Raw genomic sequence first — 13071 nt, 5'->3', positions numbered from 1 at the left:
GGGGTTGTCTATTTCAGAATTAAAAACATAACTTTTCTCTAACACTTTTATTAAATCTGAATATTCATATTATTTTATGGTATATTTAATTTAAAAGGGGTATAGACGATGCAACACGTTACTTTAGTACCACTCGATTTACGCTATGCAAATGTGATTTTCAAGCTATCAAGTGATCCACACATAAAAAATGCATTAGGAATAAAAGTAGAAAAGATCGAAGACACGAAAGCATTTCTTCTTTTCGCAATAGAAGAAGAGCGCCAAAAGAGGTCTTTATCGAGAATGATTGTAAATGAAGAAAACGAAATAATTGGTCTCACCACACTTAAACATATTAATTATGAGAAGAAACAATCTCACATTGGTAGTTGGCTCGGCTATCCATACTGGGGAAAAGGATATAATGAGGCTGCTAAAAAAGAAATCTTTAAAATTGCTTTTTGGGACTTACAACTTTCCTATGTATTTGCTGGAGCTAAAACGAATAATGTCCGCTCGTTAAAAGCACAAGAAAAACTGCCTTATATTTCATTGCATGTGGAAGATAGATTCCCTGGTGAACATTCTGCCTTAGAGAATGAAGTAAAATCTTCTTGTGTACTACATGTCGTGTCACGTGAAAAATTTCTAAATTGGCTAGACCTACAAAAGGAGAAGGAAAAATATGAAGGTAGTAAAAATTAGTTTAACAGTCGTAGTAGAATTAGCTCTTATTTATCTTTTTTCAAAATTGGTCGGTTGGTCATTTATGGAGACCCTTTTTCCTTGGTAGTTTAGCGATATTTGCAATTATGTGGTTAATTATTATGAATACTCATAGAAACAACATTACGGATCACGCAATAAGTAAAACACTGACTGGCGTTGAGACTGGCGAAATAAAACCATTTCAAATTGTTTTCACTCCATATATGGCGGGTACTCTTTCACTTGTTTTAGTTAGTTTTATTATCACTGCTATTTACTATAAAAAAAAGCACTCGTGATGATCACGAGTGCTTTTCTACTATGCACGAGAAACGTATTTACCTTCACCAGTGTTGATGATAAGCATTTCGCCTTCGTTAATGAAGATTGGTACTTGTACAACAAGACCAGTTTCTAATGTAGCTGGTTTTGTTACGTTAGAAGCTGTATCGCCTTTAATACCAGGCTCTGTTTCTGACACTTTTAATTCAACTGTGTTCGGAAGTTCAACACCAAGTACTTCATCTTGGTATGTCATAATAGATACTTCCATGTTTTCTTTTAGGAATTTAAGTTCGCGCTCGATTTGGTTTTCACCAAGTTCGATTTGCTCGTAAGTTCCGTTATCCATAAATACGTGAGACTCACCGCTCGCGTATAAGTATTGCATACGACGGTTTTCGATGTGTGCTTTTTCTACTTTTTCACCTGCACGGAATGTTTTCTCTTGAACAGATCCTGTGCGAAGGTTACGTAGTTTAGAGCGAACGAATGCAGCACCTTTACCTGGCTTTACGTGTTGGAAATCCATTACTTGCCAAAGGGCATTGTCCACTGAAATTGTTAAACCTGTACGAAAATCGTTTACTGAAATCATGTAAAAAAATCCTCCTGTATATTACAAAATAATAAGTTCTTTTGGTGATTTCGTAATTACTTTATTACCTTCACTTGTTACAATGATATCATCTTCAATACGTACGCCGCCAATACCTGGAATATAAATACCTGGTTCTACTGTTACAGCCATTCCTGGTTCAAGTACTGTATCAGAACGGAACGCTAAACCTGGTGCTTCATGGATTTCAAGACCAATTCCATGACCAGTAGAGTGTCCAAAGTATTCACCATATCCTTTTTCCGTTATGTAATCGCGCGTTAACGCATCCGCTTCACGGCCTGTTAAACCAGCTTTAATACCGTTCACACCACGTAATTGTGCTTCTAAAACGATATTATAAATTTCTTTCAATTTATCAGATGGTTCACCAACTGCAATCGTACGAGTAATATCAGAACAATATCCTTTGTAATAAGCGCCGAAGTCTAATGTAACGAAATCTCCTGTTTCTATCACTTTTTCAGATGCCACGCCGTGCGGTAATGCCGAACGAAGACCTGAAGCAACGATAATATCAAACGAAGAAGATGTTGCTCCTTGTTTTCTCATGAAAAATTCAAGTTCATTTGACACTTCAATTTCAGATACTCCCGGGCGAATGAATGATAGAATATGTTCAAAGGCAGCATCTGCAATCTGTGCAGCTTCCTTTAATATCTTAATCTCTGAATCAGTCTTTATCAAGCGTAACTTTTCTACAAGCCCAGAAGTTGGGATAAATTCAGCATCGATTACTTCTTTATGCGCTGAATAAGAACTATATGTAAGAGTATCTTGCTCAAAGCCAAGCTTTTGAATTCCCAGTTCCTTCACTTGCTTTGCAACTTCATCAATGATTAATCCTGCATGCTGTACAATCTCGTATCCAACCGCTTGTTTACTAGCCTGCTCTACATAACGGAAATCTGTAATAAATTGAGCACGATTTTTCGAAATCAGTACAACACCAGCTGTTCCTGTGAAGTTAGCCATATATCTACGACTATGTTCATTTGTTAACAAAATACCGTCAATACCAGCCTCATCAAATGCACTTCTTACTCTTTCGATTTTCTCCATTACTTTATGCCTCCCTCAATTTCTCCATTAATGCAAATAACGCTAACTTATAGCCATAAAAACCAAATCCAACAATTTGTCCCGCACAAACAGCTGCCGTCACAGATTCGTGACGGAACGACTCACGCTGGTGAATGTTAGAAATATGTACTTCAATAACAGGAATCGAAATGCTCGCAATTGCATCTCGAATCGCATAGCTATAATGCGTAAATGCTCCAGGATTTAAAATGATCCCTTCATATATATCTTCCGCCTCATGAATACGATCGATAATCGCACCTTCATGATTCGATTGGAAACATTCTAACTCCACTCCCATTGTTTCTGCTTCTTGCTTCATATCTGCTTCAAGTGTCGCTAGCGTGCCCTTTCCATATACATTTACCTCCCTGACACCGAGGCGATTTAGGTTAGGACCGTTTACGAGGAGTACCTTTTTCATATGTTTAAAACTCCTTAATATTAAATATCTATACAACATTTTAACATAGGAGTCACTTATTTGAATAGTTTGTCTTCTCTTCCCCTTCTCGCTCAGCTTTATTGGTATTTACTGCGTAGGAAACAGAGTATGCTATAAACACACCATACAATATAAAAATACATATCGTCGTCACAATTGTTTCTTTCGGTAAATGGAGTGCACTTTTAATGGCAGGCGCTATTAATCCCATTCCGAAAAATAGTAACGCCCACCAAAATAGCCCATAAATCATCCCTGGAATAATTCCTTCAAACTTTGCCAAAAACGCTTTATACAAAAAGGCAATTAAAATCGAAAGTAGTCCCATACAAACAATTCCTGACACATTGCCCCATACCCCTTCTTTCCAGCTTCCAAAGGCAAATGGTAAAAGTAAATAGTTCGGTCCTGCTTCCGTAAATGAAAATATATGAAGGAAATACCATATCCCCCCCCAAAAGATTCCACCAAATAAACCAATTTGTACAAAATTCCTTGTTCCTAATTGTTCTTGACTCACATCGACACCTCCGCTCAATAGTATGCCCGAAACTATTTTGAACCATGTTTAAATACTGCGAAATTTGTCTATAAAAAGAATAAGAAATGTCCGACTCTCGTAACATTTTTCCTTGTCATATACTTGTATTTGTCGATAAAATAAAGGAAACTCGGTGATTGTCTTATTTCAAAATGACAGAACCCAGTATGACAATTGCCTCTTTTTCTACATAAGAGAGAAACAAATACAGGTTGGTGTTAACATGGCAGAAGAGTCAAAACAAATATATGGCGGGCAAGCAGTCATAGAAGGAGTTATGTTTGGCGGTAGAGAATATACTGTTACAGCGGTTCGTCGTAAAGACAAATCGATTGAATTTTATCGATTACCACGCGTTCGTAATAAAGCATTATCTATCCTGAAAAAAATTCCATTTTTACGAGGGATTGCCGCTATTGTGGATGCAAGTGCGAATGGAGCAAAACATTTAAACTTTGCTTCAGAACGATTTGATGTTCACCCAGAAGAAGACGAACAAATTGCAAATAACAAAGAAGAACAATCGAAATTAACGATGGTATTAGGAGTTGCAGCAGTTGGCGTTTTATCTTTCATATTCGGTAAAGTCATTTTCACAGCAGTTCCTGCACTACTAGCTGAATTAACGAGACCGATTTTCCCTTCTCATACAGGGCAAATCATTGTCGAAAGTGTCATTAAGCTCATGCTATTATTGAGCTATATATACTTTATTTCTTTAACCCCACTTATTAAGCGGGTATTTCAGTACCATGGTGCGGAGCATAAAGTAATTAATGCCTATGAGAATAATCTTCCAATGACTGTAGAAAATGTTCAAAAACAAACTCGCCTTCATTATCGCTGTGGCAGTAGCTTTATTATATTTACAGTCATTATTGGAATGTTTGTTTATTTCCTTGTCCCTACAGATCCACTTTGGGCCAGAGTCGTAAACCGAATTTTATTAATTCCAGTCGTTCTCGGCATTTCTTTTGAAGTGTTACAATTTACAAATCGATTACGCGATATTCCAGTATTACGCATACTTGGATATCCCGGATTATGGCTGCAACTATTAACAACGAAAGAACCAACAGATGATCAAGTGGAAGTAGCCATTGCATCGTTTGAAGAATTATTACGTTTAGAAAACAAACAATAATTATTTAAAATTGGTGTTCAACTCCTTTCCTCATCGTTAATATACTAATTTAATATATGTTTTTAGGAGGTGTCCCTTATGAACGGTCGTTCGTTTACATTCGCTATAGTTATGCTTATTATCGGATTAGCAATATTCGGCCTTGTCTCATCTGTCATTACAAATCCAATGGGTGTATTAAGAAATATTGGGTACATGTTACTTGTTGTCGGTATCTTTTATTTGCTATACAAGATGTTTACAAATTCTAGTGGTTCTGCAAATTCGCAAAGCTCTTATAAGCGTGCAGCGAAACAATCGAACCGCAAACATGGGAAACAAAATGTAGCACCCCTAAGCAATTCTTTCTTGAAATCAAACGCTTCTAATGACAAAGGTAAGAAAGGCGCTCCTTCCACTTTGAAGCGAAAAAGAAAACAATCTCATTTAACTGTCATTGAAGGTAAAAAAAACAAAAAGAAAGACCGTGCTTCCTTTTAGGAAATACGGTCTTTTTTTATATTTTGTAGTACTTCTTTCAAACTTTTATCTTTCATACTTTCAATTCGAAGATGATGATTTTCAAATGGTAAATTCCGTGTCACATCATTAGGTACAACAACGCACTTTAATCCTGCTGCAATCGCTGCTTTTAATCCGTTTAACGAGTCTTCAAATACAACAGCTTCAGACGGATCAATCCCTAAATCTTCTATCGCAATTCGATAAAGTGCTGGATCCGGTTTTACCTTCTCAACATCTTCCCTTGTTTTAATGACTTCAAAATAATCTCGAATTTGTAACTCTTCCAAAAAAGAAGTAACCCATTCTCTAGATGAACTGGAAGCTAATGCGATTTTCAATCCCATTTCTTTCGCTTCCTCTAAATATTCTTTTACCCCGTCACGAGCTTCTGGTATTTTCATTTTCTCTTTATGTAAAGTTTTCACTTTTTCTTTTAATGCATCCTTGTTAAACTTCTCTTTTAATTGCTCATTTAAATATGCATATAGTACATCATCTGTCGTTCCAATACATTTTGCAAATTCCTCTAAAGGTAACTCCCCACCGTACTCACGAACGGCGTCTCTGAAAGAGTGAAACCATATTGTTTCTGTGTCCACAATTAATCCATCAAAATCAAAAATAATTGCTTTCATAATTTCCCCATCCTTTTCGGTTGAAATAAAAAAGGAAACGACATACGTTCCCCCTTAATTACTTTTCTCTTCATTTGCTTTTTGAACGCCACGAAGTGTTTCCACTCGAATCTCATCTTGTTCAAAATATTGCACTAGATCACCAATGCGGTCAATTGCTTCCCAACTTAAATGATGTTCAATTCCTTCTACATCATTGTAAATTTTACTTTCATCCAAACCGATAATACGCATAAATTGCTCTAGCAAGTCATGACGGTATACGAGACGCTCTCCGATTTTTTTACCTTTTGATGTTAATACAAGCCCTCTATATTTTTCATAAATTAGATATTCATCTTTGTCTAATTTTTGCACCATTTTTGTTACAGAGGATGGATGTACACTCAGCGCTTCAGCAATATCAGATACGCGGGCATAACCCTTTTCATCAATCAACAAATAAATTTGTTCAATATAATCTTCCATACTAGGGGTAGGCATCGGTTTCCTCCATCCAATTTCATTTTGCTCATTCCGTACGAAGCAATCAATAAAATGATACACCAGAAAGAATAACGTGACAAGTTGAAAACAAGCCTAAATATTTAAAAGAAAAAAGAACTTGCATTCCAATACAAGTTCTTTTCATGTAAAATATTGAATTTCTGCGTTAGGAAAAAAGTGATGAATATATCCTCTAATCGTTTCTTCCAATACTTCTGCATCATCTTTTTTATATACGTATTTCCCGATGCCATATCGTCCCCATTTATATTTGCGCTTCTCTTCATCCATTTCAAGCTTCGTATTCGGATAACGCTCTTGAATGACCTTTTTTGCTGGTTTTGTAAAGCGATGTTGAATTAATTCAAATGTTAAATTCGGTATCGACAAATCTTTTAGCGCATTGTACAGTCGCTCAAATAGTTCACGGTATCCTTCTTCCCATCCTTCATGCATATAAAGTGGCGCAACTATAAACCCAAGTGGATAACCCGCACCTGCTACTTTACGAGCTGCTTCAATTCGTTCTTCAAAAGGTGATGTCCCCGGCTCAAAATTTTTGATTACATACCGTGAATTAATACTAAATCGAAAACGAGTTTTCCCATTATGTTTTGCATCTAATAAATGATCAACGTGCGAATATTTCGTAACGAAACGTAAACGCCCATGCTCACTTTCTCCAATGAATTCAATCGCCCGCTTTAATGCATGTGTTAAATGATCAATTCCAACAATATCTGATGTACAAGCCGCTTCAAACCTTGTTATTTCTGGTGCTCTTTCATCCATATACTGCTTTGCCTTCTCAAATATTTCATCAAGATTGACATACACGCGAACGTAAGGCTTACTCCCAAGTGTTGTTTGCAAATAGCAATAATGACAATGTCCCATACACCCCGTTGCGAGCGGGATTGCATATTCAGCTGACGGTTTTGACGTATCAAACTTTAATGTTTTCCTCACCCCAACGACAAGTGTTGCCTTTGCATTACGATACTTTTGCAAGTCATTTTCACCTGGCAAATTTCTAATTTGATTATGGGATGTCGTTTCACGAATTTCTAATCCCATCTTCGTAAACTTCTCATACAGCTCTTTTCCAAGCGGATATTCGAGTGCCTTCGGTTCAAAGTAAACGAGTTTTGGCATAAATGGTTTCATATACTTCCCTCCTCTCGTTAGTATGGGAAACGATGAAAAATTAACACTCATTAAAGTTTTCCACTTCAGTAACTTGCGTTGCAAGTTACTGAATGTTATAATTTGGATAACAGCTACCTTGCAACGCAAGTTACCTGAGTAAAAGGTGGTGAAATCATGCACAGCCAAATGTTAAAAGGTGTGCTCGAAGGTTGCATCCTATACATCATTTCACAAGAAGAAGTGTACGGATATGAACTGAGTACAAAATTAAATAAACACGGATTTACATTCGTAAGCGAAGGAAGCATATATCCGTTATTGTTACGTATGCAAAAAGAAAAATTGATTGAAGGAACATTAAAAGCCTCCTCACTCGGTCCAAAACGTAAATATTATCACGTAACCGATAAAGGATTAGAACAGCTTGAAGAATTTAAACAAAGCTGGGGAATGGTTTCAACAACGGTGAACAATTTATTACAGGGAGAGTGATGAGGATGAATGCGCAAGACATGATTAAATTGAACAACAAAAAACGCGAACTTCTAACACCTGAAAATGAAGTTGTTTATAGCGATATGTTAGTTTATCTTCGTTTATCTAACGTGCCAGAACAACAAGTAGAAGAACTATTACTAGAAATATTAGACCATCTCATCCAAGCACAAACAGAAAATAAAAATGCTTATGACATTTTTGGTGATGACTTACAATCTTATTGTGATGAACTCATATCGGCTTTGCCGGTTCAAACAATGTTAGAAAAAACTTCTTTAATCGGCTTTGTTATTAGCTTACTTCTCGCTATACAGTTTGGAATGGACACCATTGCTTCTCTTTTCATTTTCTTTTTTGAAAAGAACACCGAAATAATAAGTCCACCTTTTAGTATCCTTGGAACTACTTTGTCGGTTTCAATAATTATACTAGGTATACTATTCATTTTATATTTATTAAAGCGGTACTCCTTTGATCAGAAAATGAATTGGAAAAGAAGAATTCTATTTGGATTCGCATTTGCTATCCCATTTTGTTCCGCTATATTCTTAAATATTTATTTTAAAAAACAACCTTATCTCATTTATCATCTAACCTTTTGGCAAAACGCCTTAATCGCTATCTTATTTTTTGTTTTATATAAATTACTATATAAAAAATCAAATTTTTAACAGCCTTTCAAAAGGCTGTTTTTCTTCTGTCTAATTTTACAAATTGAAAAATTTCATAAAGAAAATAAGAAAAATGCAAAATAATTAAAGTTAATTGTTGACGTGATGCTTTTATTATCGGTATCATAAATCTTCGTGAGCAATTATTTTTCGTTATACGATTTTTTTATTATTACTGAATTTTTGAGAGGAGAAATTAAATGTCAGTTAAGAAGAAAACGCAAGTACGCACCGGCAAAATGGTACGTGAACTAATGTTAGCAGACGAAGATGTAAATGCTTCGCTAATTATGGTATATAGTGAAAACGGTGTAAACGCAGAAATTAAAATCGAGGGCTTAACGCCGAAATGTAACGAAGAATTATTTTTGAGCGGAAACGTGGATTGGAACAAGAGTGTTATTTATAAAATTGTTGATTTCACTGGGAACGCAGAGGTTGGTAAAGTTACATTAACAGCGATGAACAAAAATAATGTTTCTCTAGAAGTTGAACGCGTTATGTGGAGCAAAGAAAATAAAGAAGCTGCTGAGCAAGAAGAAACTGTTGTAGAAGCTACTCCGAAAAAAGAAGTAGTTGTAGAAGCTCCAAAAGCAGTTACACCTGCTCCAAAACCTGTTACGCGAGTAGAAACACCTGCAGCATCTAAACCTACTCCGGTACCGACACCGAAGCCAGTAAGTGTAGAAGCAGCTGTGGAATTATCTACTCCAGCACCTGTGAAAAAAGCAGCACCAACTCCAGTTACAAAGCAAGAGACAGCACCGGTCGCTCCTGCAAAACCGAAGCAACCTGCTTTGACTGAAACAAATACAAAACTACAAGAAAATTATGTGAAACTTGTGAAAAAGACAATTGAAGTTTGTCAAGATTACGAGCTTGGCATCGACATAGATGATTCTATTGAAAGCTTAAAAAAAGAACTACAAAGCCAAGGTATTAGCGTTACATTTGACAAAGAAATTATGGACGTTGTAAATCGCCTTCGTTCTTTACAAGATAAAGGAATCAAAGTAGAAAAAGTACTTAATTTACTATAAAATAATAAGAGGTGGCAATTGCCACCTCTTATTTTTTATAATTCCATTCCTTACTCTCATACTTCTCTTTTGCTAATGTTTGCACTTCATGTAACTGTTCTTCTGTTAATTCATACGGAACAAGCTCTACATCTAATCCTTTTTCAAACCCAACCTCAAACGCTTTAATTAACTGTTCAATTGTAAACGTACGGTCTGTTAATTCATTAATTGCTACCGCTTTAGAAGAGAACATACTCTTCATACGCTCTTTTACACGTTCATTCGGGAATAAAAACAGATCGTATAATTCATCTAAATCTATTTCTAACGGAATCGATCCGTGCTGTAAAATCACACCTTTTTGACGTGTTTGAGCACTACCTGCGATTTTTCTTCCCTCTACTACAATTTCATACCAAGATGGTGCATCAAAGCATACTCCTGAACGTGGATTTTTTAAATTTTCACGGTCTGCTTCTGTTTTTGGAACTGCATAATATGCTTCTAATCCTAATGCCTTAAAACCGTCTAATAAACCTTGCGAAATAATACGATACGCTTCTGTAACTGTTTTTGGCATATTTGGATGATCTTCAGACACAATAACACTGTACGTTAATTCTTTATCATGTAGTACACCCCTGCCGCCTGTTTGACGACGAACGAATCCATATTTCTTTTCGTTAACTACATCCATATTAATATCTTTTTCAACACGCTGGAAATACCCAACTGTTAATGTTGGTACTTCCCATTCATAAAAACGAATGGTTGGTGGCATTTTCTTTTCACTTTGCCAATTTAATAAACATTCATCTAACGCCATATTAAATGCCGGTGAACATTGACCAGAGTTAATATAACACCATTTTTCTTTTCCCATCCTGCACCTCATATAACCAATTATTTTTCACATTCTCTAGTCTACCAAATTCGACAAAATTTGTGAAAGAATACGAAATTTCTTCTTATATGCAAATGAATCTGTTGCATAAATACATACGGGCATTATAATATTGAAAGTAGGATAAGAAAAAAGGGAGCGATAGAACCGTGTCAACAACTTGGATTATTTTATTAGCCGTAATCGTAGCGTTCATCGGCTACACTGTATGGATGTATTTCTATCAGAGAAAATTAATTAAAACACTTTCAGAAGAAGAGTTTCGCGCTGGCTACCGTAAAGCACAGCTTATCGATATTCGCGAAGCAGACGAATATACTGCAGGACATATTTTAGGCGCACGTAACATTCCGTTATCACAAATTCGCCTTCGTCATAAAGAACTTCGCAAAGATCAACCAGTTTACTTATACTGCCAAAGCGGATTCCGTACTGGTCGTGCAGCTCAATACTTAAAAAAACAAGGCTACAAAGATTTCTACCAATTACAAGGTGGATTCAAAACGTGGACTGGAAAAATTAAAAAGAAATAATAACATACAAAAACTAGCTGAATCATTCAGCTAGTTTTTTCATTCCATATTATTTGCAATGTATAATAAATTTTGCTTAATCACATCTTTATCATTCTCTTGTGCATTACGATACAGCAGCTGATATTCAAGTCCTTTCTCTTTCCAAATAAGCATAGCGAATTCATCTCCTCGCCCAGAGTCATCTTTATTTTTAAAATAAGCGAATGCTCCACTATTCAATTTCATTTGTTCTTGAAATCGTTTCTCTTCCACGAGATCCGGAAAACTATAAGGAAAGTTCGCAACATTTAACTCAATATACTCATTTCTACCTGGCTCCCGCTGTTTATATTTAATCATTAAAACAGTGTTCTTTTTCCCAATCGTTCTGACTTCCCCCTTCACATCACTCGTAATTTCATACGGTAAAAACTCCGGAACTTTAAATTTCACCGGAAAATATTTCGGAAGCTCCTTTAGCGGAATAGGATCCGTAACACGATCCATCACTCCCCCTGTTGTTCCCACAAAGTTTTTTTCTTCTTGCATCGTTTGCTGAAACGAACATGAACTTAGCACTAGACTAGAAAACACGAAACAAATGATTCTTTTTTTCAATTTGTTTCCGCCCTTTCATACCGCCCTCTTAACGAACGAAGCGTTTATATGCTCTTCATATTCGCTTCGCTACCAAACTCCACCTTTGAAAACTTTCCACGTTATTCTCACACATTTTGACAAAACTATTTTGCAAACAAAAAGACCCCTATCATTCTTACGCCCAAGTGAAAAGGTTACGCGAATAAAAAGAAGCCTTATTCATACCATAGTTTGTGAAAAGCTTTTCAGGTCAAGATTTTTTCATTCTTATTATTTTCCCCTTATAATAAGGGAGAGAGGTGATACATATGGCCAATATAAAACAAATTGCAAAAACCGCTGGTGTATCCATATCAACTGTTTCCCGCGTCCTTAATAATCACCCTTACGTAAAAGAAGAAAAACGTAAGCGTGTTCTAGATGCTGTTGAAGAATTGAACTATGCAAAAAATATAAATGCTATTCATTTAATAAAGGGAAAAACATATACAATCGGGGTTATGCTCCCTTTCATTAATCTTCCATACTTCAGTACAATTATTGAAGGAATCGGAAACGAAGCGTTAACAGCTGGATATCACATTAATTTATGTCAAACAAATTACGATAGCCTCGAAGAGATTCGTGTTCTTGAAATGATGAAAATGAAACAATTCGACGGAATGATTATTTGCTCTCGAACGAGTTCTTGGGAACAAATTGAACCTTTCGCAAAATTTGCCCCTATTATTTCATGTGAAAAGATAAAGCATCCCCTCATTTCATCCGTCTACGTAGATCACTATGAAGGCTTCCGTCTCGGCACTGCCTATTTACTCAGTAAAGGCCATGAAAAAATCGGAATCTGTTTAGCAAGAAAAACGAGTGCAAATTCTATGGAGCGCGAAAAAGCATTTGCTGATACGCTGCATAACGAAGGTAAAACGGTACATCCAGATTGGATTTTTCATCAATGCTATACGATGCAGGATGGTGCAAAAATACTTCATCGCATTTTAAACATGAAAAATCGCCCAACCGCTATTTTTACAGCGAACGATCAAGTTGCAGCTGGTTTATTAACAGAGGCGCGAAAACATGGCATTCGGGTCCCTGAAGAACTTGCTATCCTTGGATTTGATAATCATGAAATTTCAAAGGCGTTAGAAATTTCCACAATTGAACACCCCGGTCTCGCAATGGGCTCACATGCTTTTTCTTTATTCCATAAACAAATCCAAAGCGAGCAAATTGCCGGGAAGGCAGAAGAGCTTTCATTCCATTTAATTGAGCGAGATACTGTCTAA

The 13071-nt window shown here is 36.1% G+C and carries 17 protein-coding genes and 1 pseudogene; 9 read left to right on the top strand and 9 right to left on the bottom strand.

The window, feature by feature from the left end; translation table 11 throughout:
* Positions 1-108: 108 nt before the first annotated feature.
* Both DT250_RS10725 and DT250_RS32215 read left to right on the top strand, forming a co-directional pair.
* The gene (locus tag DT250_RS10725; RefSeq protein WP_147786714.1) at positions 109-687 is read left to right on the top strand and encodes a GNAT family N-acetyltransferase; all 579 of its coding nucleotides are present in this window, start codon (positions 109-111) and stop codon (positions 685-687) included.
* Positions 668-989, top strand: a pseudogene (locus DT250_RS32215) (hypothetical protein). Before DT250_RS10725 ends, DT250_RS32215 begins: the two are co-directional and overlap by 20 nt.
* Before the next feature lie 20 nt (positions 990-1009).
* Here DT250_RS32215 and efp read toward each other — a convergent pair.
* From efp to DT250_RS10700, 4 genes are read right to left on the bottom strand one after another with little or no spacing between them, the layout of a single operon-like run.
* A complete protein-coding gene (gene efp, locus DT250_RS10715) occupies positions 1010-1567 on the bottom strand; it encodes an elongation factor P (RefSeq protein ID WP_000626521.1) in 558 nt (185 codons plus the stop codon).
* A 21-nt stretch (positions 1568-1588) separates the two neighbouring features.
* Positions 1589-2650, bottom strand: coding sequence for a Xaa-Pro dipeptidase (pepQ, locus tag DT250_RS10710; protein ID WP_149213039.1), 1062 nt, complete (start codon positions 2648-2650; stop codon positions 1589-1591).
* Between the two features lie 4 nt (positions 2651-2654).
* On the bottom strand, positions 2655-3095 hold the full coding sequence (gene aroQ / locus DT250_RS10705; protein WP_000757087.1) for a type II 3-dehydroquinate dehydratase: 441 nt from the start codon (positions 3093-3095) through the stop codon (positions 2655-2657).
* Positions 3096-3147: 52 nt separating this feature from the next.
* Positions 3148-3636: a YqhR family membrane protein gene (locus tag DT250_RS10700; RefSeq protein WP_000076890.1), complete on the bottom strand. Its 489-nt coding sequence runs from the start codon at positions 3634-3636 to the stop codon at positions 3148-3150.
* 244 nt (positions 3637-3880) lie between these two features.
* Between DT250_RS10700 and DT250_RS10695 the strand changes: the two genes are divergently transcribed.
* Both DT250_RS10695 and DT250_RS10690 read left to right on the top strand, forming a co-directional pair.
* On the top strand, positions 3881-4801 hold the full coding sequence (locus tag DT250_RS10695) for a DUF1385 domain-containing protein (RefSeq protein ID WP_000807116.1): 921 nt from the start codon (positions 3881-3883) through the stop codon (positions 4799-4801).
* A gap of 78 nt (positions 4802-4879) precedes the next feature.
* The gene (locus DT250_RS10690) at positions 4880-5281 is read left to right on the top strand and encodes an SA1362 family protein (RefSeq protein WP_001014467.1); all 402 of its coding nucleotides are present in this window, start codon (positions 4880-4882) and stop codon (positions 5279-5281) included.
* Here DT250_RS10690 and DT250_RS10685 read toward each other — a convergent pair.
* From DT250_RS10685 to splB, 3 genes are all read right to left on the bottom strand, one after another.
* A complete protein-coding gene (locus DT250_RS10685; protein ID WP_048546402.1) occupies positions 5278-5940 on the bottom strand; it encodes an HAD family hydrolase in 663 nt (220 codons plus the stop codon). The genes DT250_RS10690 and DT250_RS10685 overlap by 4 nt on opposite strands.
* A 54-nt stretch (positions 5941-5994) precedes the next feature.
* Positions 5995-6423, bottom strand: a complete 429-nt coding sequence (gene mntR / locus DT250_RS10680; RefSeq protein ID WP_001143070.1) for a transcriptional regulator MntR — start codon at positions 6421-6423, stop codon at positions 5995-5997.
* A 144-nt stretch (positions 6424-6567) separates the two neighbouring features.
* Entirely contained in the window at positions 6568-7593 is a 1026-nt protein-coding gene (gene splB / locus DT250_RS10675) for a spore photoproduct lyase (protein ID WP_000802100.1), read from the bottom strand.
* A 156-nt stretch (positions 7594-7749) separates the two neighbouring features.
* Between splB and DT250_RS10670 the strand changes: the two genes are divergently transcribed.
* From DT250_RS10670 to DT250_RS10660, 3 genes are all read left to right on the top strand, one after another.
* Entirely contained in the window at positions 7750-8067 is a 318-nt protein-coding gene (locus tag DT250_RS10670) for a PadR family transcriptional regulator (protein ID WP_000556083.1), read from the top strand.
* Between the two features lie 5 nt (positions 8068-8072).
* Positions 8073-8744 carry a DUF1129 domain-containing protein gene (locus DT250_RS10665; RefSeq protein ID WP_149213038.1) on the top strand — a complete coding sequence of 224 codons (672 nt, stop codon included), beginning with the start codon at positions 8073-8075 and terminating at the stop codon, positions 8742-8744.
* 200 nt (positions 8745-8944) lie between these two features.
* Positions 8945-9784: a hypothetical protein gene (locus tag DT250_RS10660; RefSeq protein WP_000111931.1), complete on the top strand. Its 840-nt coding sequence runs from the start codon at positions 8945-8947 to the stop codon at positions 9782-9784.
* A 28-nt stretch (positions 9785-9812) separates the two neighbouring features.
* Here the strand turns inward: DT250_RS10660 and DT250_RS10655 are convergent, their stop codons facing one another.
* Positions 9813-10649 (bottom strand): lipoate--protein ligase family protein, encoded by an 837-nt coding sequence (locus DT250_RS10655; protein ID WP_000514071.1) that lies wholly within the window; start codon positions 10647-10649, stop codon positions 9813-9815.
* 170 nt (positions 10650-10819) lie between these two features.
* Between DT250_RS10655 and DT250_RS10650 the strand changes: the two genes are divergently transcribed.
* Entirely contained in the window at positions 10820-11203 is a 384-nt protein-coding gene (locus DT250_RS10650; RefSeq protein WP_000108656.1) for a rhodanese-like domain-containing protein, read from the top strand.
* Between the two features lie 39 nt (positions 11204-11242).
* Here DT250_RS10650 and DT250_RS10645 read toward each other — a convergent pair whose 3' ends face one another.
* Positions 11243-11779, bottom strand: a complete 537-nt coding sequence (locus tag DT250_RS10645; RefSeq protein ID WP_149213109.1) for a DNA polymerase III subunit delta — start codon at positions 11777-11779, stop codon at positions 11243-11245.
* A gap of 314 nt (positions 11780-12093) precedes the next feature.
* On the opposite strand from DT250_RS10645, the gene DT250_RS10640 reads away from it, so the two are divergent.
* The gene (locus tag DT250_RS10640) at positions 12094-13071 is read left to right on the top strand and encodes a LacI family DNA-binding transcriptional regulator (RefSeq protein ID WP_001273975.1); all 978 of its coding nucleotides are present in this window, start codon (positions 12094-12096) and stop codon (positions 13069-13071) included.

The organism is Bacillus sp. AR2-1 (assembly GCF_008368755.1).
GTDB lineage: Bacteria > Bacillota > Bacilli > Bacillales > Bacillaceae_G > Bacillus_A > Bacillus_A wiedmannii.
The sequence above is the reverse complement of the archived record's forward strand: the minus strand, read 5'-3'. Positions and strand labels throughout refer to the sequence as shown.

What these genes read in the sequence shown, in the direction of transcription:
- DT250_RS10725 (WP_147786714.1), top strand. Translation starts at nt 109, where the DNA reads ATGCAACACGTTACTTTAGTACCACTCGATTTACGCTATGCAAATGTG.
- efp (WP_000626521.1), bottom strand. Translation starts at nt 1,567, where the DNA reads ATGATTTCAGTAAACGATTTTCGTACAGGTTTAACAATTTCAGTGGAC.
- pepQ (WP_149213039.1), bottom strand. Translation starts at nt 2,650, where the DNA reads ATGGAGAAAATCGAAAGAGTAAGAAGTGCATTTGATGAGGCTGGTATT.
- aroQ (WP_000757087.1), bottom strand. Translation starts at nt 3,095, where the DNA reads ATGAAAAAGGTACTCCTCGTAAACGGTCCTAACCTAAATCGCCTCGGT.
- DT250_RS10695 (WP_000807116.1), top strand. Translation starts at nt 3,881, where the DNA reads ATGGCAGAAGAGTCAAAACAAATATATGGCGGGCAAGCAGTCATAGAA.
- DT250_RS10690 (WP_001014467.1), top strand. Translation starts at nt 4,880, where the DNA reads ATGAACGGTCGTTCGTTTACATTCGCTATAGTTATGCTTATTATCGGA.
- DT250_RS10685 (WP_048546402.1), bottom strand. Translation starts at nt 5,940, where the DNA reads ATGAAAGCAATTATTTTTGATTTTGATGGATTAATTGTGGACACAGAA.
- mntR (WP_001143070.1), bottom strand. Translation starts at nt 6,423, where the DNA reads ATGCCTACCCCTAGTATGGAAGATTATATTGAACAAATTTATTTGTTG.
- splB (WP_000802100.1), bottom strand. Translation starts at nt 7,593, where the DNA reads ATGAAACCATTTATGCCAAAACTCGTTTACTTTGAACCGAAGGCACTC.
- DT250_RS10670 (WP_000556083.1), top strand. Translation starts at nt 7,750, where the DNA reads ATGCACAGCCAAATGTTAAAAGGTGTGCTCGAAGGTTGCATCCTATAC.
- DT250_RS10665 (WP_149213038.1), top strand. Translation starts at nt 8,073, where the DNA reads ATGAATGCGCAAGACATGATTAAATTGAACAACAAAAAACGCGAACTT.
- DT250_RS10660 (WP_000111931.1), top strand. Translation starts at nt 8,945, where the DNA reads ATGTCAGTTAAGAAGAAAACGCAAGTACGCACCGGCAAAATGGTACGT.
- DT250_RS10655 (WP_000514071.1), bottom strand. Translation starts at nt 10,649, where the DNA reads ATGGGAAAAGAAAAATGGTGTTATATTAACTCTGGTCAATGTTCACCG.
- DT250_RS10640 (WP_001273975.1), top strand. Translation starts at nt 12,094, where the DNA reads ATGGCCAATATAAAACAAATTGCAAAAACCGCTGGTGTATCCATATCA.